Source organism: Congregibacter litoralis KT71 (assembly GCF_000153125.2).
GTDB lineage: Bacteria > Pseudomonadota > Gammaproteobacteria > Pseudomonadales > Halieaceae > Congregibacter > Congregibacter litoralis.
The window spans coordinates 2,244,693-2,265,964 of sequence record NZ_CM002299.1; the positions used below are offsets into that span (position 1 = coordinate 2,244,693).

The following is a 21,272-nucleotide window of genomic DNA, read 5'->3' on the forward strand; positions in this document are numbered from 1 at the left end:
AGGACACAATCAGGCATGACAGACACTGTGATTCTCTGGTTCCGACAGGACCTCAGACTCAACGATCTCCCCGCACTCCAGGCCGCGAGTCGCGACGGGCGTCGTGTACTGCCCCTGTACATTTTTGACGAGGACTCTCCGGGAGATTGGGTGATGGGCGGCGCAAGCCGCTGGTGGCTGCACCACAGTCTGTCTGCTCTTGCGAGGGACATCGAGGATCAGGGCGGCAAGCTGATATTCCGGCGCGGCAAGTCCCGGGAGGTACTCGGCGATATCTGCAAAAGCACCGACGCTACCGCGGTGTACTGCAGCCGCCGCTACGAGCCCTGGGCAAGCGAAGAGGAGAAGATGCTCCACGAGGACCTGGGTAACAGCGACATCGATTTCAAGCGCTATGGCGGCACCCTCCTCCATGAGCCCGGCAACGTCATGACGCAGAGTGGAGGTCCGTACAAGGTGTTTACCCCTTTCTGGCGCGCATGTCTGGAGTTGGATAGAGCCGAGCCTGTACCCGTGCCCGATGTCACCTGGTCGACGTTCACAAAGAGCGACGCGCTGGATGACTGGCAACTGCGACCGACGTCGCCAAACTGGGCGGCATCCTGGGAAGAGTATTGGACCCCCGGTGAAGACGGCGCTCAACAACGCCTCCATGACTTTCTTGAGGAATCGGTGTCCCGCTACGCCGACGAGCGGGACTTTCCCGCCGAAGAAGTAAGCTCCAGACTGTCGCCTCACCTCCACCACGGTGAACTATCGCCGCGGCAGGTCTGGGCTATGTGCGAGCAAAAAAAGCTCGAGACACCTGCGAGCGAAAAGGCGATTAAGAAGTTTCAGGCAGAAATCGGCTGGCGGGAGTTCTCCTACCACCTGCTACATTTCTTTCCGGAGATTCCAGAAAAAGCGTTCAAGGAGAACTTTGCCGACTTCCCCTGGCAACCGGACAAAACACGCCTGGAGCGCTGGCAACAGGGGCAGACAGGGTATCCCATCGTCGATGCGGGGATGCGGGAGCTCTGGGCAACGGGCACCATGCACAACCGCATCCGTATGGTGGTGGCCTCGTTTCTCTGTAAACACCTTTTACAACATTGGCGATCGGGAGAGGACTGGTTCTGGGACACCCTGGTGGATGCGGACATGGCAAGCAATGGCTGCAGCTGGCAGTGGGTAGCCGGCAGCGGTGCCGACGCCGCGCCCTATTTCCGTATATTCAACCCCATTACCCAGGGCGAAAAATTCGATAAACATGGCGACTATGTTCGTCAGTGGGTGCCGGAGATTGCCAGGCTGCCCAACAAGTATCTACACAAGCCCTGGGAGGCCAGCAAAGAGGCCCTGGAGGAAGCCGGGATAAAACTAGGCTCGGACTATCCGGAGCCCATCGTCGATCACAAGGAGGCGCGTCAGGCGGCGCTGGATGCCTACGAAGACATTAAGGGTTCAAACACCTCGTCGTCGTAGGCGAACCAGCTCCGCGATTATGGAGACGGCGATTTCTGGCGGTGTCTTGCTGCCGATGTCCAGGCCAACGGGGGCGTGAAGCCGATCGATGGCATCCGAAGCCACGCCAAGGGCGCTCAGGCGCTCTTTGCGTTGCTCCGTGGTTCTCAAAGAACCCAGGGCACCCACATACCAGGCTTTTGATTCCAGGGCCTCCATAAGCGCCATGTCGTCGATACGGGGATCATGGGTCAGGGTAATCACCACAGACTGGGAGTCGTCAGCATGGGCTCTGACGGCGTCATCGGGCATCCCGGGGAGCAAGGGGATCGCCGGGCCGCGCCAATCCGCCCGCGCATCATCCCGGGGATCACAGACCAGCACATCATAGTCCAGCCCGAGGGCAAGCTCCGCTACGCTGGCGGCCAGCTGACCGGCGCCTACAAGCAGCATGCGTTGCCGGGGCCCAAAACTTTGCGTCAGGCTATCATCGCCAAAATGTAATTCGGCAAAGCGCTCCCCAAGGCTGACCTCGGTGGCACCGGAGCGTCGATGCACGCGGCGTTGGGCTACCGCTCTAGCCTGCAGGGCATCCCGCACCCTGTGCAGCCAATCAAGATCTTTCTCGACGCTCAGGTATTGCAGAAAAATACTCAGATGGCCGCCGCAGGGAAGACCCAGACGTGCATTTTCCTGGGCGCTGACGCCGTATTGAAGGACCTGCGGGATTTGAGTATCGAACTCGTCGGCGACGATACTTGCCAGAAGTTCTTCCTCGACGCAGCCGCCCGACAGAGACCCCACCTGAGACGCCGGCGGTAAGAAAAGAGCCATGGAGCCCACGGGACGGGGTGATGATCCATGCACCGCCACTACGGTAGCAAGCCAGCACGCCTGCCCCCGATCAACAGCGTCAAATGCGGCGTTTAGAACTGCGTAATCTTGCGTCTGCACGTGGCCGGGTTACTTCGCCATGTCAGGGAGCTGCGAGCGTCTCAGAAACAACACCAACAGCTTATCTAAAGTGTGGAGGCTCGGGTCGGAATCGAACCGGCGTTGACGGATTTGCAATCCGCTGCATAACCACTCTGCCACCGAGCCTGGAAACTTGGAGCGGGAAACCGGGTTCGAACCGGCGACCTCAACCTTGGCAAGGTTGCGCTCTACCAACTGAGCTATTCCCGCAGGGATACCCGCAAATCATGCGGGAGGCGTATTGTAGGGTGTGATGTAAGCGAGTCAAGCTGAAAACTCAGGCGATGCTATCAGCCCGGAAGCTCATCGGAGAGCACCTGCTGCGCAGCACGAAGATACTGCCACATGGACCAGATGGTCAGGGCCGCCGCGACGTAGAGAAGCAGGACGCCAAGGGCGAGAATTTCGCTGCCATCGCGCTCGGCATCCACAGCGAGGAGAACCACGATGGACACCATCTGAAAGCCAGTCTTGACCTTCCCTATCATCGACACTGCCACCGACGTTCGCTTACCCAGCTCCGCCATCCACTCGCGAAGGGCAGACACCACAATCTCCCGGCCGATGATGACGCATGCGGCAAGCGTAAAAAGTAAGTCGTTGTGACGCTCCACGAGCAACACCAGGGCGACAGCGACCATCAGCTTGTCTGCCACGGGATCGAGAAACGCACCGAAAGGCGTCATTTGCCCCAGGCGACGAGCGAGATAGCCATCAAACCAGTCGGTAACTGCCGCGACGGCAAAAATGGCCGCGGCCGACAGCAAATGCCCTTCAAAGGGCATATAAAACACGGCGACCATCACGGGGATGAGGATAATTCGCAGTAGTGTCAGAGTATTGGGAATATTCAGAGACAAAAGCTCGCTCTCAGGGATCAGTCGGCAACGCCGTGTAAATGGTCATAAATTGTCTGCGCCATGTTAGCACTGATGCCTGAGATCTTACGCAGCTCCTCGACACTGGCGTTCTCTACCCCCGCAGCGCTGCCAAAATGTCGCAAGAGCTCCCTGCGTCGCTTCGCTCCAACACCGGCGATAGACTCCAGCGATGATTGTTTCCGCTGCTTGTCCCGTCGATTGCGGTGGCCTGTAATCGCGAAGCGATGCGCCTCATCGCGTATCTGCTGGATGAGATGGAGCGCGGGGTTATCCCCGGGCAACTGCAATTCCCGTCCACTGTCGCCCAAAATGAGGGTTTCAAAGCCCGCTTTGCGCGTGGTGCCTTTGGCAACGCCCACAACCTCTACGCCGTTGACTTGCAGGTCCTTGAGCACGGTCAGCGCCTGGGTAACCTGGCCTTTACCACCGTCGATCAGCAGAATGTCCGGAAGACTGGCACCCTCATCTCGCAGGCGGCGAAAGCGTCGCGTGAGCGCCTGATGCATGGCAGCGTAGTCATCGCCGCCTTCGATACCCTCGATGTTGAAGCGCCGATAATCAGACTTGCGGGCACCGCCGCCGTCAAACACCACGCAGGAGGCCACGGTGGCTTCGCCGCTGCTGTGACTGATATCAAAACACTCGATGCGCTGGGGGTGGACCTCCATCTCCAGGGCTTCCTGGAGCACCTGCAGACGTTCCTGGGTGGTCTGCTTGCCCGCCAGGTGGGCAATGAGATTGGTTTCTGCGGTCTGGGCCGCCAATTGCAGCCACCGTGCCCTCGCCTCCCGCACGCGTTCCCGGAGCACCACCTTACGCCCCGCTTTGTCGGTAAAAACCTCTGCCAGGGTAGCGGCATTATCGGGAACATGGCTGACAATCAATTCCGGGGGCAGTCGTTGCTCACCATTAAGATAAAACTGGGGTAAAAACGCCTCGAGAACCTCTTTCTCAGCACTCTCCAGGCGTAGCTTTGGATAAAACGACTTACTGCCCAGTACCCGCGCGTCGCGAACAAACAGCACCTGGAGACAGCACTGTCCTCCCTCCATGGCTGCGGCCACGACATCGAGATCGCCATGACCGCCTTCAATACCCTGGGTGTTCTGTACCTGTTGGAGGTGCTGTATCTGATCACGCAGCACCGCCGCTTTCTCATAGGCCAATTCCGCTGCCGCCTGCTCCATGTCATCGGCAAGACGCACCTGCAGCTCCCGGGACTTGCCCAGGAGAAACAACTCGGTCTTCTCAACCTGCTCCCCATACTCTTCCGGGGACACAAGATCTACGCAGGGTGCCGTGCAGCGGTCGATCTGATGTTGCAGACAGGGGCGCGATCGATTGCGGAAATAGCTGTCCTCGCACTGGCGAACCTTGAACACTTTTTGCAGGAAGTGCATGGATTGCCGCACCGCACCGGCACTGGGATAAGGACCGAAGTAACGTCCTTTCTTGCGTTTCCGTCCGCGGTGCACGGCCAGTCGGGGGAAGCGGTCTTCACTGGATAGAAAAATATACGGGTAGGATTTGTCATCCCGCAAAAGAATGTTGTAAGGCGGTTTGTGAGTCTTGATCAGGTTGTGCTCGAGGAGCAGTGCATCCGCCTCGGTTGAGGTTACCGTGACCTGAATATCACGGATGCGCATGACCAGAGCAACCGTTTTGGCATTGAGGCCACTGTTTCTGAAATAACTGCTGACACGATTCTTCAGATTGCGGGCTTTGCCGACGTAAAGGAGCTCCCCTGCTCCGTCGTACATCTGATACACACCACAGCGGCTTGTCAGCGTCTTGAGGAAGGCTTCGGAATCAAAGCTATCTTTGATCTTATCTGCTTCCGGCAACAGTGCCGATTTGGATTCGGGTGTCGACTCATTCATAAATCCGAGGCTCAGGCTCCAACTGGACAGCAAAACGGGATTTCACGACTTCTTGTACATGGGCGGCCAGATGCAGCACGTCAGACTGACACGCCCCCCCTCGGGCTACCAACACCAGGGCATGCTGCGCAGAGATCTCCACGGGGCCCTGGCGATAACCGCGAAGGCCCCCGCGCTCGATGAGCCAGGCGGCAGACACCTTAAAACGCTCATCATCCAGGGGATAAACGGGCACCTCCGGCTCCAGAGCCTGCAGTTCACTCAACTGCTCCCGGGAGAGCACGGGGTTTTTAAAAAAACTACCGGCGTTGGGCGCATCGCCGGGGTCAGGAAGCCGTTCTCGCCGCAGAGCAACGACCGCGGCAAACACGGACTCCGGTGTCATCGCTCCATCGGCCATGCGCGTTTTCAGCGCCGGGTAGGTCACATTCACCCCCGGGCTCCTGCTGAGCCGAAAATCCACCGCCATAATAAAAAACCGGTCTCGCAGCGTCTGTTTAAACACACTGTCACGATAGGCAAAGCCGCACTCATCGGCAAGGAGGGTCCCAATCTCGCCGCTCACCAGGTCTACGCCATGGACCGCGACGACAAACTCGTCGACTTCACGACCATAGGCACCAATGTTCTGTACCGGTGCCGCCCCCACGAGACCCGGTATCAGAGCGAGATTTTCAAGACCATAAAGCCCCTCCCCGACCGTATCAGCCACGAGTTCGTGCCAGCCTTTGCCGGCGCCAACCCGGAGAGTCACGCCGTTCTCGCCGTCCTCCAGGATGCGGACGGAGCTGTCTGCAGCGATGATGACCCCGGACGCCAGCCGGGGTGGCAGAACAACATTGCTACCCGCACCCAGGGGATACAAAGGCAATCCTGACTTCCTGGACCAGGCCACGGCAGTGAGAACATCCTCGGGCGTCAATACCCGAAAAACGCGCTGAGCGGCACAGGAAAGTCCCAGGGAGTTGGAGATGCTTGTTGCCGAATTCTGGGGCTGCACAGCGCTCACCCCTAATCCGGGCTTCCGGGCTTCCGGGGCTGAGCGAAGAGCCCTCGAACTCTATCCAGGTCTGCTGGCGTATCGATACCCCCGGGTACCGCTGCACAGGCAGGCTCTACGTGGATGGATTCACCTTTGTAGAGAGCACGCAACTGTTCCAGGGACTCCGTCAGCTCCAAGGGTGCAGGCTGCCATTGACTGTAGCGCTTCAGAAATCCTGCCCGGTACGCATAGATACCGATGTGGCGGTGCCACTGTCCTTCGGGCATTTCTCCGTCAGACCCCTCGTGATCCCGTGGCCAGGGGATCGTGGCGCGGCTGAAATACAAGGCACGTCCATTCTCGTCGAACACGACCTTCACGGCATTGGTATCTCGAAGCACCGTGGCGTCCGTAATGACCTCGCAGAGCGTTGCCATACTGGCGGAGGGATTTCTCTGGAGATTCCCCGCAACCTGGTCTATGACTGCCGAGGGAATAAGCGGTTCATCACCCTGCACATTGACCACAATATGCTTTTCCGTGAGGCCCAACTGCTCCACCACCTCAGCGAGGCGATCCGTGCCACTGGCGTGATCGGCGCGGGTCATAAGACAGCGGGCTCCAAAATCAGCGCAGGCCGCTTCAATACGCTCGTCGTCCGTCGCGATCACGACCTCGCTGGCCGCCGAAGTACCGGCACGCTCCCAAACATGCTGGAGCATGCTTTTACCGGCGATATCCGATAGGGGTTTTCCCGGCAATCGCGTAGACGCATAGCGGGCGGGGATGACCACAATAAAACTCATTGATTTACTCCGATTGTCGGCGAAGCAAAAGCCTCAGCCGACGTTTGATTACTATCATCGGCGGTTCCCCTGTCCTCCTCTCGCCTCACCTCCAGCCCAGCTCGCTCCATAAGTTGGTCGAGAAAACCGTCGGGGAACTGCGCTTCCATGTCCAGGACCCAGGCATCAGTATTTGGAAGATCGGGGCATTTGACGGCGTCCTTAGCCGTCATTACGACGGGTAAATCTCCAAGGGCCGCAAAGTCTTTTTCTTCAAAAGCGCGATGATCGACAAAGGGATGTTCTCTTGGTTCGAGTCCCAGAGACCGGAGGCTTTCAAAAAAACGCCGCGGCCGGGCGATGGCAGCCACGGCATGCACCCCGGGGCCAAAGCCGGGATTTTGGACATCACGAACTGCGCCATCCGACAAACGGCGGAACTGTCTCGGACGGTAAGCAGTTCCTGAGTGTGGGTCCTGCCCCCCGCGAAGGAGGAAAAAATCCACCGTGGCCAAACGCCGTCGAGGCTCACGAAGGGGACCTACGGGTAGCAAATGCCCATTTCCAAACCCGCTCTCGGCGTCACTGGTAACCACTTCCACATCACGCTGCAAGGCATAATGCTGGAGCCCATCGTCGGAAATAATGACGTCGATGTTCTCGCCGGCGGCATGCCGGGCAACGGCAACGCGGTCTCGACCCACGGTGACGGAGGCGCCGGTACTCCTGGCAATGAGTAGTGCCTCATCCCCCACGATGCGGTGGTCAGCGTCCGCGGTAACGGGGATAACGCCACTACCCGAACCCCCATAGCCCCGGCTGATAACGCCGACGCGAAGTCCTTTTTCCATGAGTGCCTGGGTGATGCCGATGACCACGGGGGTTTTACCCGTGCCGCCGGCGGAAATGTTGCCGACAACAATCATCGGTTTTCCCGGATGAACGCTGGAAAGCCAGCCCTTGCGAAACGCCGTGCGGCGAAGGGCTGTGAGGGCAGCGAACAGCCACTCCAAAGGCAATAGCAGGAGCAGGAGCCGGGGCGCTTGATACCAGGCGCGCTCCACGGCGAGGGCAAATCGTTCAAACACCCTGGTCAGGGGGCCTGTGTCGGTTGGACTGATGCAATACTCAGGCGGCTGAAACCCATCTGCCCTGCTGCGTCCATGGCTTTGACTACCGACTCGTGCGCCGCCTGGGCATCGGCGGAAATCACCAGGGGCAGCGTCGTATCGCCTTCAGAGACCTTGTACACCGCAGCCTGGAGGGTGCGCATGCTGGTATCCACAAGGGCCTTGCCGTTGACACGATAGTTGCCGCCTTCGTCGATGAGAATCTCAACCTGTTGCTCGACTTCGTCGCGCACGAGACCCGTGGCCTCGGGCAGATCCACGGATAGCTGTGTTTCCCGGGTGAAGGTCGTAGACACCATAAAGAAGATCAGCAGCAAAAATACGACATCGATGAGTGGCGTCAGATTGACGTTAAGCTCTTCGCGGCTTTGACGACGAAACTTCACGCCTGCTCCCGCCCCTCTTCCCGGGCGTGGAGGGCATCAACAAGTTTGATGGTCTGCTGCTCCAACTCCACTACGATGCCATCGATTCGGCCACTGAAATACCGGTGCATGACCAGCGCCGGAATAGCCACACAGAGCCCCGCGGCCGTGGTAATCAGGGCCTCCGAGATACCTCCCGCCAGCGCGCTCGCATTGCCCGTGCCCTGGGACATGATTTCAGCGAATACGCGAATCATCCCTACCACGGTACCCAACAACCCTAATAATGGAGCGATGGCGGCGATGGTTCCCAGGGTGTTGAGATACCGCTCGAGATCGTGGACCACGTGCCCCGCAGCCTCCTCAATGCTCTCCTTCATGACATCACGCCCGTGATGGGCATTGGCCAGCCCCGCCGCGAGAATTCGCCCGAGGGGCGATGAGTCCCTGAGATTACGCAGTTTCGCCGCGTCTAACTCGCCGGCTTTGAGCTGCTTCCACACATTGGCGAGGAGGTGCGGCGGCGCGATACGGCGGCGGTTGAGCACATAGGTTCTTTCAATGCAGATAGCGATAGCGACGACCGAGCAGGCGATGATGATAATCATCAGCAGGCCGCCGGCGGTTATGAGTTCAAGCACTGTGAGGCTCCTCTTGCGACGCGTTGATTATACCTGCGGATCGCTCCTCAGGGAGGACGGCAATCCCGCTGAAAATCGCCGCGACGCCAAAAAGCCGCCTTTCGATGTCTGAGCGTACGGCATTTCATGCGTCCGTCGGGAAAAACTCTGAAGGAGATTGCCCCGCGAAGCGCCGTATTGAGCAGCACGATGTCTGATGCGGCAGCGCTATCAAGAACGCGCTGTGCGGGATGACCGAAGCGGTTGCCGTGACCGGCGGTTACTATGAGCACCTCCGGCGCCAGGGAACGCAGCCAGAGCCGGCTGCTTGAGCTCCCGGAACCATGATGCCCCGCCAGCAGCACATCGGCCGTCAAATCCTGTCCCCAATAGCGAAGAATCTCCCGCTCCCGCGCGCTATCAATATCACCCGGGAGCAGAAACTTGCGACCGTGGATCGAGATGAGAATCACGCAGGAACCATTGTTATCGCTGTCACCGGGGAGATGCTGGGAGAGAAACCGCAGCGTCACACCCGGCGAAAAGCGCTGGCTTCCTCCGAGCCGGCAGGCCTCACCCGTGCTCCCCGATACAACGGCTCTGCGCAGCTGCTGCGGCGACGCCATCCGAGCGACGTCCCCTTCACCGGCATCATGATCGCGGTCATCGTGACTGATGATCAGGGTATCCAGTTCTCGGATACCCATGCTTTGCAGCGCCGGCACGATGGTCCTTGACGCGACGGAGGGTCCTCCCACGGGACCGCCACCCGTGTCGTACAACAGGGCTTTGTCGCGCTGGCGCAGCAATACGGCCGTTCCCTGACCCACATCAAAAAACAGCAGCTCTACGAAGTCATCGCCCCGTGAATCCGGAATGCTCAAAGGCACAAGGAGCAGACCCACGCTGAATATGCGTCCCGGAAACCGTGGCAGCGCGAGTATCACGACCCCGAACAGCGCCAGAAACAACTGTACATTCCCCGGACTGACACGCAGGACACCCCACGGACCGAGCATCGGCTCCCAATACTCAAGAGCTGACCACAGTGTCGCGAGCACGATAGCGGCCCACTCAAGAAGGTGGTCGGCCAGGGCATACCAGAGGGGCGCGAGCACCACGGCGCACAGGAGTAACGGCACCACCAGAAAGGTCGTGAGGGGCACGGCCACCAGGTTCACTACGGCGCCGATACTGCCGGCTTCCTGAAACCAGAACAGTCCCAGCGGGAGCATCGCCAGAAGCATGTAGCCCTGAGCATCCCAGAGATCCCGGAGCCAGCTGCTCCTGCCTCGCCAGCTCGTAAACCATAACAGCAGACCCACCGCGCCCAGGGTCAGCCAGAAGCTTGCCGCGAGCAGACTCACGGGATTTAGAAGAAACAGGGCCATCGCCGCAATGGGCAGCATCTCTGTGGCTTTGACGTTACGCCCCAGGGAACGGGGGAGCATCAGCAGGCTCAGCATCAGCAAGGCCCGCTGCGCTGGCAATGCCATCCCTGACAGAAAGGCATAGCTGCCCGCGAAAAGCATGGCGCAGGATGGCGCCAGGAATGGCGTCGCGCTCCCCCGCCCCATGAGAGCGGTGCCGATACGTCCGAGGGCGGCACCGAAGTACCATCCGGGCACTGCGATCATGCTGATGTGAAGGCCCGAGACAACCATAAGATGCGTCAGACCATACATCCGCAGACGTGACCAGGTTTCAGCGGTCATAAATCGTCGGTCCCCCACCGCGAGCGCTGCGAGTAATGCGCCGACCCTCCCGGACACTCGATTTCGCAGGGATGAGGACACAGCGGCTCTGAGCCTGTCGATTCGTGCTTTGATCGCGAAAATGCCATCCAGGGAGGGGTCGACTGCGCTTACGCTTCGCAGGGAACCCACGGCGTGGATGCCGGCCACCAGAAAGCCCTTCTCGCCGTCCAATGCCGCCGGATTGACCATGCCCCGGGGTTGGCGAAGGACCGCTTCAAAGCGGATACGTGAGCCCGGTTTGAGGTCCTTGATCGGCAAAGGAGATCCATCCCCTGCCCCCTCGTCTGCCTGTGCTTCCTCCCTGAGACCCAAACGATGGGTATCAAGGTATACACGGATTCGACGGGGACCTGCACAGCGCCGGGGTTCCAACTGCCCAACGCGAATATGCAGACGATGAATGTTCCGGGGACCGGGAAGACGTTGCACCAGACCATCTATCCGGCCGTCGATAGTCACATGTTCACGCTGACAGAGGGGCGAAAGCTGCCGTGTCTGCCACTGAAAAGCAGTGATGAGTGCCGGGATCAGTATCAGCAGTATGACTCCCGTAAGCACGAGAGCGCGGGAAACCCAGTGGGGCGGCGCTGGCCTGTTCAGACTGTCCACTGACCTGAGTGCCAGGAACACAATGAGCGCCATACCCGACGCAGCGCAGATAACTTGGAAAACCCTCGGCAACACCGGAAGTTGCAGGGCTCCCAACCCTACCGCCAGCGATAGGAGCATCAGTGGGTAGGGTGCTACCATCACTGCGTTTCCGGCGGCATAATAACGCCCACGATTGACGAGTCTTCCGCTACTTGGCCGATGTTCTAGTGAAGCACGACACATCCTCTCGACGAACAGCATTTGTGGCCAACTGACCGTGCCACGGAAAACTCTCAAATCCCTGATGCCCTCGCCTGCGAGGCTGAGGGAAAACGGCACTCTGGATATTCTTGGCGAGTGGGTTTACGCCAGCAACCTGTGGCACCTCAACCGCTATTCGGCGTCCATGGCATTTTTCGTGGGCCTTTTCCTGGCCTTCATCCCCATCCCCGGACAGATGCTGTTAGCAGCCCTGGGCGCCGTTCTCCTGCGCTGCAACCTGCCTATCTCCGTGGGGCTCGTCTGGATTACCAACCCCCTCACCGTACCCGCTATTTTTTATCTGGCCTATCAGGTAGGCGCCCTGATTATTGACGTTCCCATTAAGGAAGTGGAGTTTGTCCTGAGTTTTCAGTGGATCAATGAAGAACTGCGGCGCGTCTGGCGACCCCTCGTGGTCGGCTGTCTTCTCTGCGGGCTGTTTTTTGGCAGTCTCGGCTACTTTATTGTGAACGTGCTGTGGCGCTTACGCGTTGCCCGGCAGTGGAAGAAACGGAAAAAACGTCGCGCTCAAAGATCCTGATGGAGGACCGTGGCCGGCTGCAGACGCGCCGCACGAAGGGCTGGATACAGGGCCGCCAGCACGCACATAACGATCGCCACAGCCGCGATAAGCAGCACGTCTGTGGCGCGCAGATCGACGGGTATAAAAGACACCGGATACACATCGGTACTTAAGAACTGGAACTGCAGGCCCTGCTCAAGGCCTGCCACAATCGTGGGAAGTGCCGCGCACAGGGCCACGCCAAGGGCGCAGCCCAACAGTGACCCCATGAGACCAATGATCAAACCCTGGGTGATGAATATGGCGGCCATGTTTCCCGGCGTCGCGCCCAGTGTCCGCATAATTGCAATAGCTCCCCGCTGATCAATAACAATCAGGACCAACGCAGACACCACGTTAAACGCCGCGACGCCGATAATGGACGTCAGCAGTAGCACGACCAGGTCTCGCGATAGCTGTATCGCCGCGTAGAGATTCCCGTGGGTCATGCGCCAGGTCGTGGCGTAGCTGCCCGGGGGCAGCTCCCGGCGCAGTTGCGGTAACAGCCGATCAACGGCAAAGGGGTCTGAGTAGCGGAGCTGCAAACCACTGATACCGCCTTGCAAACCCGCCAGCGTCGACGCCTGGCCAAGGGACATGAGCGCCAGGCTCTCATCCAGCTCGGTTCCGGTATCGACGACGGCAGCCACCGGTAGCCGCTCCGTCGCGATAGCATTGCGTCGCTCCCGGCTTCGCGGCGGAACAATAATCGTAATACTGTCTCCCGTTTCCACACCCAGACGCCCGGCCACGGAATCACCTAACACCACGCCTGATAGCTCCCCCAGGCTCTCAACCCCCAGAACGTCAGCCGTTTCCGCCGGGAGACGCTGGAGACCCAGAGCAGATATCGCCATCACATCACGGCCGCGAATGGCCATGCCGTCAAAACTCACGAAGGGAGACACGGTTTCCACGGAGGTCAACGCTTCCAGGCGCCCCGCAAGTTCAGACGCTGCACCGCCATCAGGAGAAGTATGCACCGTCACATGGGGCACGAGCGCCAGGATTCGCTCGCGCATCTCCCGCTCAAAGCCATTCATTACGGACAGCACCGTGAGGAGTAACGCGGTGCCCAGCACCAGCCCGGTCATGGAAACGCCGGCCATAAATACCGAGAGATGCCCGCGACCAAAAGCCAGGGTGTAACGCAGAGCAATGCGCAGCGTCTCCCAAAAGCTCATGGAGCCGCTTCCAGGCGTCCGTCCGTGAGGCGCAGCACGCGCTCCATACGCTTCGCCACGGCAAGATCATGGGTCACGATCACAAAGGCACTGTGTTTCGCCTGGAGCTTGTCGATAAGCCCGAGAACCTGCTCTGCCGCCTCGGGATCAAGGTTCCCCGTGGGTTCGTCCATGAGGACACAACGGGGCTTGTTGATGAGACTCCGGGCAATGGCTACACGCTGACGCTCTCCGCCGGAGAGCTGGCCCGGGCGATGACTGCTGCGATTAATCAGACCGACCTCGTCCAACATTTCGGCAGCGGCGGTCTCCGCCTCCCGACGGGCTATCCCGGCTATGAGCTGTGGCATGGCAACATTTTCCAGCGCCGAAAATTCCGGAAGCAGGTGATGGAACTGATACACAAAGCCCAGATGCCGGTTACGCCATTCGGCCAGCTGCTTTTCCGACAGCGATGCCAGCACACGCCCTGCGAGGGCGACTTCCCCTTTGCTGACATGATCCAGGCCACCGAGAAGGTTTAGAAGTGTGGACTTCCCGGAGCCCGAGGCACCGATGATGGCCACCTTTTCCCCGTCAGCCAGGGACAGCTCCACGCCACGCAGCACCGACACTTGAGAACGCCCATCCTCATAGCTTTTATGTACGTTCCGACAGGACAGAGCCAGGGAATCACTCATAGCGTAAAACCTCTGCAGGGGCGATACGGCTTGCGCGCCAGGCAGGATAAATTGCCGCCAGGACACTGAGCATCGCTGCCGCCGCGCTGACGGCTAGCACGTCTGTCCACAGTAACTCGGAGGGCAGGCGCGAAATAAAATACACTGAGGGGTCAAAAATTCTCGCCCCGAACAGGCGCTCAAAGAAATCCACAAGGTCTGCAACATAAACAGATAACAAGCTGCCCGCCGCGGCACCGGCCATTACACCCAGCAATGCCAGCGCCAGGCCCTGGGTTAAAAAAATCAGCGAGATATCGCCCGGCGTCGCACCCATGGTGCGCAGGACGGCGATGTCCCGGCGCTTTTCCGTCACGGCCATTACCAGCGTCGACACCACGTTAAACGCCGCCACGAGCACCACACCCAGGAGCAGAATGCTTACCGTGAGCTTTTCCATGCGGATTGCGCGAAACAGAGACCCCTGGGTCTCGCTCCAGGGGCGGTAAACTCCCCGCCCCTGTAAAACGGGGTCCAAGGCTGCACCCAGGGTCGGCGCGGTCATGAGATCCGAAGTGCGCAGCTGCAATCCCCGGGTGCCACCGGTCTTCAGAAGACGGTTCGCCGTAGGGAGCGACACATAAGCCAGCATACTGTCCTGCTGGGCACCAACCTCAAAAAGCCCGACAACCGTGAGCAAGCGGGATCGGGGGAAGAGTCCCAGGGGGGTCACACTCACCTGAGGTAACACGATGCGTAACTCATCTCCCGGCACGACACCGAGCATGCGCGCCATAGAACTACCAAGGATGACCGTAAAATCCTCGCGCAGATCTTCAAGACGTCCCACTCTAAGAAAGTCTTCCAGCTCCGTCAGTGCCGATTGCCTCGAAATGTCGATGCCCGTGAGTACGGCCCCCTGCTGTCGGTAAGGGCCTGAGAAAAGCACGGTTTCGCGCACAAACGGCGCGATAGCGAGAATCCGGGGATCAGCCAGCAAGTCCGAGGACAGCGCCTCTGTGGCCCTGGCGGACTCCTCGCCTTTCTTTGAATCCTGCGCAGGGAGCAATTCTACGTAAGCGTGGGGAATCAGCGCGAGGATGCGTCCCCGCAGTTCCCCCGCAAAACCATTCATGACGGAAAGCACCGTAATCAGGCTGGCGACACCGAGCATCATACCGAGCATGGACGCCATAGATACCAGGGCGGTGAAACGGGAACGCTGACGACTGAAGCCGTAACGCAGCCCCAGAAAACTTGTGTAAGAGGCCATCGGTCAACGGCTTCTGATATTACTTGCTGGCGTCGTAGAAGCGGGCATCCGACTCGTCGCGCGTATCGCCACTGCCAGACTCTTCCTTGCACAGACTGGGGTCATCACCACAGATCTCACAGCGACCTTCGATGCCCACGGCAGAAAGGCCGCCGCAGGACCCTTTCAAAGCGCCGCGTCCGGTCATAGCACCAATCGCCATGCCGGCCATGATCAAGGCCATGATGAGGAACGCGAGTAGAAAAACCATATCAACTCCAGTGTGATCTCGGTGGTGCGCAGTCTCTAAGCTGCCGCCTGGCAAAGGGCGAAGACAAAGCGACCTGGAACTCAGGTCTTACATCTTAGCAGCGTCAGCCTGCGAACTCTGGCGATAGCTCTCAAACGCCGGGGTGTAGTGTACCTCAAGCCCGTCGTCGCCCCGGGAGACAAAGTGCGCAGCGATGCCCTCACGCTCTGCAAGCGCAAGAGCGGCTTCCTGCCCCAGCACAATCAACGCGGTCGCCAGAGCGTCGGCAATCATGCAGTTCTTATGGACCACCGTAACCGACACCAGATCATGGGCTACGGGATAGCCAGTCCGGGGATCTACGAGATGCGAGTAGCGTCGTCCTTCGTACTCAAAATAATTGCGATAGTCACCGGAGGTCGCCACGGCAGCATCGCTCACCGCAATAGCCTCGATAAAGCGTGCCTTGGAAGGATCGGGAGATTCTACGGCGAGGCGCCAGAGACTGCCCTCGGGCCGGACGCCGGATGCGCGGAGTTCACCACCGATCTCCACCAGACTGTTGGCAATACCCTGCTCAGCGAGGAGTGCTGACAATTCGTCCACCGCGTACCCCTTGGCAATAGAGGACAAATCGATGCGCATGCCCGCAGGGCGCCCCAGAGTGGCGCGCCCGGCATCCCAGGACAGCTTCCGGGATCCTACGCGGGCCATAGCCTCGTCAATCTCGGCATCAGACGGTGGCGTGCCTTCGCGGCTACGTGTGCCGAAGCCCCACAGCTCTACCAGGGGACCGACAGTGACGTCGTATGCACCCTCGGTAACATTGCTCAAAGACAAGGCGGCATCCAGAACGCGGGCGAAGCGCGGCGACAGCGTGACGCTGGCGGGCCCCTGTGCCGCATTGAGACGGGATATTTCCGAGTCCGGTATGTAGGTAGACAATGCCTGATTAATGGCCTCTAACTCACCCTCAATGAGGGCCCGAAGCTCGACGGGGCTCACCGTGGCACCGGCCTTCTCCGGCGAGGCATAAATGACCGACCAGGTGGTTCCCATGGTGGCGCCATTGAGCACCACCCTCTGCGGCCCGCTGTCGCAGGCGGACAGCAGAAACGCCGTCGCGACCGTCGCGACCGTCGCGATAGCGGCGGCAAAAAAACGAAAGCCTGGATGCATAGCGTGGGCAGGGAGCAGGGCCGGGCGAGACCCTGCGGGCATATTAGCCGCCGAAGTCGTCCAACATGATGTTCTCGGGCTCTACGCCAAGATCGGTCAGCATCTTGATGACCGCTGCGTTCATCATGGGAGGACCGCACATATAGTACTCACAGTCTTCCGGTGCGGGGTGGTCCTTGAGGTACTCCTCGTAAAGGACGTTGTGAATAAAGCCCGTGAGTCCGTCCCAGTTATCTTCGGGCTGGGGATCAGACAGCGCGACGTGCCAATCGAAATTGTCGTTCTCTTCCGCCAGCTTGTCGTAGTCCTCAACATAAAACATTTCACGGAGGGATCGGGCACCATACCAGAAGGAAATTTTGCGCTTGCTGCCCAGGCGCTTGAGCTGGTCAAAGATGTGTGACCGCATGGGGGCCATACCGGCACCGCCACCGATAAACACCATTTCCGCGTCGGTGTCTTTTGCAAAAAACTCACCGAAGGGACCATATACAGTCACCTTATCGCCCGGCTTGAGACCAAAGACCCAGGACGACATCTGCCCCGGCGGAATACCCTCGCTACCCGGGGGCGGTGTGGCGATACGGATATTGAATTTCACCACACCCTTCTCTTCTGGGTAGTTCGCCATGGAATAAGCGCGGATAACAGTCTCGTCAACCTGCGAGGACATCTTGAAGAACCCGAAGCGCTCCCAGTCGCCTCGATACTCCTCGTCCACATCGAAATCGCTGTAGTTCACGAGGTGCGGCGGACATTCAAGCTGTACGTAACCACCCGCGCGGAAATCCACGCTCTCACCCTCCGGCAGACGCAGCGTCAACTCTTTGATGAAGGTCGCAACGTTGGGATTACTCTCAACCGTGCACTCCCACTGCTTGACGCCGAAGACCTCTTCGGGCACTTCGATCTTCATGTCCTGCTTTACCGCGGTCTGGCACGATAGACGCCATCCGTCCGCCGCGTCACGACGGGTGAAATGGGACTCTTCCGTGGGCAGCATGGAGCCGCCGCCCTCGTTGACAATGCATTTGCACTGCGCGCAGGTACCACCGCCGCCGCAGGCCGACGCCAGAAACACGTTGGCGTCCGACAACGTCTGGAGCAGCTTTCCGCCGGCAGGTACCGTGATATTGCGCTCACCATTTATCTCAATGGTGACGTCTCCACTACTTACCAGCAGAGTCCGGGCGTAAAGGATGATAGCGACCAACGCGAGGATCATCGCGGTAAACATGCCAACGCCGTATACGATTGTCATATCCATGTATAACTAAGCCTCAAAGGTCGATGCCGCCCAAGGCCATAAAGCCCAGGGACATCAGTCCTACAGTGATAAAGGTAATGCCGAGCCCCTGCAAGCCATCGGGAACATCGCTGTACTTCAACTTCTCCCGAATACCCGCGAGGGCGACAATAGCGAGGGCCCAACCGACCCCGGCGCCCGCGCCAAAAACCACGCTTTCGCCAAAGCTGTAGTCCCGTTCCACCATGAGCAGGGAGGCACCGAGGATCGCGCAATTCACGGTAATCAGGGGCAGAAACACGCCCAGGGCGTTGTACAGCGCCGGCACGTACTTATCGAGGAACATCTCGAGAATCTGCACGAGCGCCGCGATAACGCCGATGTAGGACAACAATCCCAGGAAGCTGAGATCCACCTCCGGCAATCCCGCCCAGGCCAGGGCTCCGTCTGCCAACAGATAGTTATAAATCAGGTTGTTCACCGGCACGGTGATGGTCAGCACCACCACCACGGCAACACCCAGTCCGATGGCTGCGCTGACCTTCTTGGACACCGCCAGAAAGGTGCACATACCGAGGAACACGGACAGGGCCATGTTTTCAATGAATATCGCCCGCACAAACAGGCCAAGGTAATACTCCATCAGACGCTCTCCTCGGCTACGGTGTGCTTCGCCATACGGAAGTCCGGCTCCTCGACCTGCTTGCTGTCGGCTGACCTGAGAATCCAGATGAACAGACCGATAAGGAAGAATGCACTCGGAGGCAAAAGCAGCAAACCATTGGGGTTATACCAACCGCCCTCCGTCACCAGCGGCAGGATTTCAAAACCGAACAGTTTGCCCGCGCCAAAGAGTTCGCGGATAACGGCGACAAAGATCAGCACCACGGAATACCCCAGACCATTACCGACACCGTCCATAAAACTGGCCACCGGCGGGTTCTTCATGGCGTAGGCCTCGGCGCGCCCCATCACAATGCAGTTGGTGATGATCAGGCCGACAAACACCGAGAGCTGCTTACTGATGTCGTAGGCAACGGCTTTGAGCACTTCGTCCACGAGGATCACCAGCGAAGCAATGATCGTCATCTGCACGATAATGCGGATGCTGCCGGGAATATGATGTCTGATAGATGAAATAAACAGGTTCGAAAACGCCGTCACCAGGGTCAGGGCAACACACATCACCAGGGTGACCTTGAGGGAGGACGTAACCGCCAGCGCCGAACAGATACCGAGAATCTGCAGCGCAATGGGATTGTTTTTAACAATGGGACCGACAAGGGTGTCTTTTACGGAATCCATGATCAGGCCTCTCCATTTCTAAGGTTTTCGAGGAAGGGAGCGAAGCCCGCATCACCCAGCCAGAAGTCGATAAGATTGGTGACACCGCGACTGGTCAGCGTGGCGCCTGATAGCCCGTCTACCTTCCAGTCGGCGTTGGGACTGCTGGGATCCACGGCGCCTTTGGCGAGACTGAGCTCCACCTCGCCGTCGCGATACACCTTTTTGCCGGGCCACAGGGACTTCCAACGGGGGTTGTCCACCTCTCCGCCAAGCCCCGGCGTTTCGCCGTGGTCGTAAAACCCGAGACCCGCCACGGTGTTTCCGTCGGACTCCAGGGCAAGAAAACCATAGAGCGTGGACCACAGCCCGTAACCATGGACGGGCAGAATGATTTTTTCGTACTCGCCGCTCTCGCCGCGCACCAGGTAAACCTGCGCGACAGAGGCCTGGCGCCCAAGCTTGGCGATATCTTCATCGCTGGGTATATCCCGGGACCGTGAAGGGTCTTTTGAGGCCGCCTGCTGGTCGTAACCAGGCGCCACATCGTCCGTGAACTGACCGCTTGAAAGGTCCACAAAACGCTCTTCAACGACGGAGAACTGCTCGTCGACGCTGCGCCCTTCCTCCAGCATGCCCGCTGCCTGAAGAATGTTTCGCTTGCGATCGAGGGTTTTGTTCGCCTCCTGCGCCGGCTTCAACACCACTGCCGCCGTGGACACGATCACCGAGCACACAATGCAAAGTGCCAGCGCGACACCGAGGATCTTGCCAATACCGTCGTTACTAGCCACGGGCGAGTCTCCTCTTGATATTCGCCTGCACCGTAAAGTGATCGAACAGCGGCGCAAACAGGTTGGCGAAAAGAATCGCGAGCATGATGCCCTCGGGAAACGCTGGGTTGATGACGCGAATGAGCACGGCCATGACGCCGATGAGAATGCCGTACGCCCAGCGTCCCGTATCAGTCATGGCAGCGGAGACAGGATCCGTTGCCATGAAGAACATGCCAAAGGCGAAGCCGCCCACCACCATGTGCCAGTACCAGGGCATGGAGAAGGCCGGGTTGCTGTCCGAACCCACGAGGTTGAGGAAAGACGAAAACAGGAACATACCGAGGAAGACCCCGGCGACGACACGCCAGGAGGCAACCTTGGTCAGCAGCAGGATTGCGCCGCCAATCATGACCATGAGCGTTGAGGTCTCACCAATGGAGCCGGGAATCGAGCCGATAAACGCATCCATCCAGGTGTATTGCGCCTGCATGGCAGTCATACCTTCGGATGCAACCATACCCAGGGGCGTTGCACTGCTATAACCGTCGATCGCCGTCCACACCGCGTCGCCCGACAACTGTGCCGGATAGGCGAAGTACAGGAACGCACGGCCCGTGAGCGCGGGGTTGAGGAAGTTCTTGCCGGTGCCACCAAAAACTTCCTTGCCGATGACGATACCGAAGCTGATTCCCAGCGCGGCCTGCCAGAGCGGTAAGTCAGGGGGGCAGATCAGCGCAAACAGAATGGACGTGACAAAGAAACCTTCGTTGATCTCGTGGCCACGCTTGATCGCAAACAGCACTTCCCAGAAGCCGCCCACAACAAAAGTCACCAGATAAATGGGCACGAAGTACAAGGCACCAAACCACATGTTGTGCCAGATGTTTGATGAGTCCGTCCCGCCAAACGCCTGAATAAGCGCCCCGCGCCAGCCATCGACACTGCCCCCGGTAACTGCAAGGACTTCGTTGGCCTGAAATCCGAGGTTGTACATGCCGTAGAACATCGCGGGAAAGACCGCCAGCCACACGGTGATCATGATGCGCTTCAAATCGATGCTATCGCGCACGTGTGCCGATGAGCGCGTGACTGACGATGGCTTGTAAAAAATAGTGTCTACCGCTTCGTAAAGCGGATAAAAATTCTGGAAGCGTCCACCGTCCTGAAAATGGTGCTCAACGCCGTCAAGCCAGCCTCGTAAAGCCATGAC

General features: G+C 59.1%; 21 protein-coding genes and 2 tRNA genes. 2 read left to right on the forward strand and 21 right to left on the reverse strand.

From position 1 onward, the window contains the following. Positions 1-15: 15 nt before the first annotated feature. Positions 16-1,464 (forward strand): cryptochrome/photolyase family protein, encoded by a 1,449-nt coding sequence (locus KT71_RS10330; RefSeq protein ID WP_008295460.1) that lies wholly within the window; start codon positions 16-18, stop codon positions 1,462-1,464. Here KT71_RS10330 and KT71_RS10335 read toward each other — a convergent pair. From KT71_RS10335 to KT71_RS10385, 11 genes are all read right to left on the reverse strand, one after another. Continuing rightward, positions 1,444-2,397, reverse strand: a complete 954-nt coding sequence (locus KT71_RS10335) for an XdhC family protein (protein ID WP_040362298.1) — start codon at positions 2,395-2,397, stop codon at positions 1,444-1,446. The two genes, KT71_RS10330 and KT71_RS10335, sit on opposite strands and share 21 nt — an antisense overlap. A 73-nt stretch (positions 2,398-2,470) precedes the next feature. Then, positions 2,471-2,544 (reverse strand) — tRNA-Cys (locus tag KT71_RS10340). A gap of 8 nt (positions 2,545-2,552) precedes the next feature. After that, a tRNA-Gly gene (locus KT71_RS10345) sits at positions 2,553-2,628 on the reverse strand. 80 nt (positions 2,629-2,708) lie between these two features. Further along, on the reverse strand, positions 2,709-3,272 hold the full coding sequence (gene pgsA / locus KT71_RS10350) for a CDP-diacylglycerol--glycerol-3-phosphate 3-phosphatidyltransferase (protein WP_040363117.1): 564 nt from the start codon (positions 3,270-3,272) through the stop codon (positions 2,709-2,711). A 23-nt stretch (positions 3,273-3,295) separates the two neighbouring features. After that, complete coding sequence (gene uvrC, locus KT71_RS10355; RefSeq protein WP_008295455.1) at positions 3,296-5,179, reverse strand: excinuclease ABC subunit UvrC; 1,884 nt, start codon at positions 5,177-5,179, stop codon at positions 3,296-3,298. Then, on the reverse strand, positions 5,172-6,188 hold the full coding sequence (gene murB / locus KT71_RS10360) for a UDP-N-acetylmuramate dehydrogenase (RefSeq protein ID WP_152025213.1): 1,017 nt from the start codon (positions 6,186-6,188) through the stop codon (positions 5,172-5,174). The genes uvrC and murB overlap by 8 nt, the downstream gene beginning before the upstream one ends. Positions 6,189-6,190: 2 nt before the next feature. After that, complete coding sequence (gene kdsB / locus KT71_RS10365; protein WP_008295453.1) at positions 6,191-6,967, reverse strand: 3-deoxy-manno-octulosonate cytidylyltransferase; 777 nt, start codon at positions 6,965-6,967, stop codon at positions 6,191-6,193. Continuing rightward, positions 6,964-8,034: a tetraacyldisaccharide 4'-kinase gene (gene lpxK / locus KT71_RS10370; RefSeq protein ID WP_008295452.1), complete on the reverse strand. Its 1,071-nt coding sequence runs from the start codon at positions 8,032-8,034 to the stop codon at positions 6,964-6,966. The genes kdsB and lpxK overlap by 4 nt, the downstream gene beginning before the upstream one ends. A gap of 5 nt (positions 8,035-8,039) precedes the next feature. Then, positions 8,040-8,462, reverse strand: a complete 423-nt coding sequence (locus KT71_RS10375; protein ID WP_008295451.1) for an ExbD/TolR family protein — start codon at positions 8,460-8,462, stop codon at positions 8,040-8,042. Continuing rightward, a complete protein-coding gene (locus KT71_RS10380) occupies positions 8,459-9,082 on the reverse strand; it encodes a MotA/TolQ/ExbB proton channel family protein (protein WP_008295450.1) in 624 nt (207 codons plus the stop codon). Before KT71_RS10380 ends, KT71_RS10375 begins: the two co-directional genes overlap by 4 nt. Positions 9,083-9,129: 47 nt before the next feature. Then, positions 9,130-11,568 (reverse strand): DNA internalization-related competence protein ComEC/Rec2, encoded by a 2,439-nt coding sequence (locus tag KT71_RS10385; protein ID WP_023659588.1) that lies wholly within the window; start codon positions 11,566-11,568, stop codon positions 9,130-9,132. A 118-nt stretch (positions 11,569-11,686) separates the two neighbouring features. Between KT71_RS10385 and KT71_RS10390 the strand changes: the two genes are divergently transcribed. Beyond that, positions 11,687-12,211: a DUF2062 domain-containing protein gene (locus KT71_RS10390; RefSeq protein ID WP_040362299.1), complete on the forward strand. Its 525-nt coding sequence runs from the start codon at positions 11,687-11,689 to the stop codon at positions 12,209-12,211. On the opposite strand, the gene KT71_RS10395 is transcribed toward KT71_RS10390, so the two are convergent. The 10 genes from KT71_RS10395 to KT71_RS10440 all read right to left on the reverse strand — a co-directional run bounded on the left by KT71_RS10395 (position 12,199) and on the right by KT71_RS10440 (position 21,269). Next, entirely contained in the window at positions 12,199-13,416 is a 1,218-nt protein-coding gene (locus KT71_RS10395; protein WP_008295447.1) for an FtsX-like permease family protein, read from the reverse strand. The two genes, KT71_RS10390 and KT71_RS10395, sit on opposite strands and share 13 nt — an antisense overlap. Then, complete coding sequence (locus KT71_RS10400) at positions 13,413-14,096, reverse strand: ABC transporter ATP-binding protein (protein WP_008295446.1); 684 nt, start codon at positions 14,094-14,096, stop codon at positions 13,413-13,415. The genes KT71_RS10395 and KT71_RS10400 overlap by 4 nt, the downstream gene beginning before the upstream one ends. Then, a complete protein-coding gene (locus tag KT71_RS10405; protein WP_008295445.1) occupies positions 14,089-15,348 on the reverse strand; it encodes a lipoprotein-releasing ABC transporter permease subunit in 1,260 nt (419 codons plus the stop codon). Before KT71_RS10405 ends, KT71_RS10400 begins: the two co-directional genes overlap by 8 nt. 19 nt (positions 15,349-15,367) lie before the next feature. Continuing rightward, positions 15,368-15,598: a (Na+)-NQR maturation NqrM gene (nqrM, locus tag KT71_RS10410; RefSeq protein WP_023659589.1), complete on the reverse strand. Its 231-nt coding sequence runs from the start codon at positions 15,596-15,598 to the stop codon at positions 15,368-15,370. A gap of 87 nt (positions 15,599-15,685) precedes the next feature. After that, on the reverse strand, positions 15,686-16,798 hold the full coding sequence (locus KT71_RS10415; RefSeq protein WP_202962348.1) for an FAD:protein FMN transferase: 1,113 nt from the start codon (positions 16,796-16,798) through the stop codon (positions 15,686-15,688). 1 nt (position 16,799) lies between these two features. Continuing rightward, a complete protein-coding gene (gene nqrF / locus KT71_RS10420) occupies positions 16,800-18,023 on the reverse strand; it encodes an NADH:ubiquinone reductase (Na(+)-transporting) subunit F (protein ID WP_023659590.1) in 1,224 nt (407 codons plus the stop codon). A 13-nt stretch (positions 18,024-18,036) separates the two neighbouring features. Further along, positions 18,037-18,645, reverse strand: a complete 609-nt coding sequence (gene nqrE / locus KT71_RS10425) for an NADH:ubiquinone reductase (Na(+)-transporting) subunit E (protein ID WP_008295441.1) — start codon at positions 18,643-18,645, stop codon at positions 18,037-18,039. Beyond that, positions 18,645-19,307, reverse strand: a complete 663-nt coding sequence (locus tag KT71_RS10430) for an NADH:ubiquinone reductase (Na(+)-transporting) subunit D (RefSeq protein WP_008295440.1) — start codon at positions 19,305-19,307, stop codon at positions 18,645-18,647. Before KT71_RS10430 ends, nqrE begins: the two co-directional genes overlap by 1 nt. A 2-nt stretch (positions 19,308-19,309) precedes the next feature. Continuing rightward, positions 19,310-20,080 carry a Na(+)-translocating NADH-quinone reductase subunit C gene (locus tag KT71_RS10435; protein WP_008295439.1) on the reverse strand — a complete coding sequence of 257 codons (771 nt, stop codon included), beginning with the start codon at positions 20,078-20,080 and terminating at the stop codon, positions 19,310-19,312. Beyond that, positions 20,073-21,269, reverse strand: coding sequence for an NADH:ubiquinone reductase (Na(+)-transporting) subunit B (locus KT71_RS10440; protein ID WP_008295438.1), 1,197 nt, complete (start codon positions 21,267-21,269; stop codon positions 20,073-20,075). Before KT71_RS10440 ends, KT71_RS10435 begins: the two co-directional genes overlap by 8 nt. Positions 21,270-21,272 lie beyond the last annotated feature (3 nt).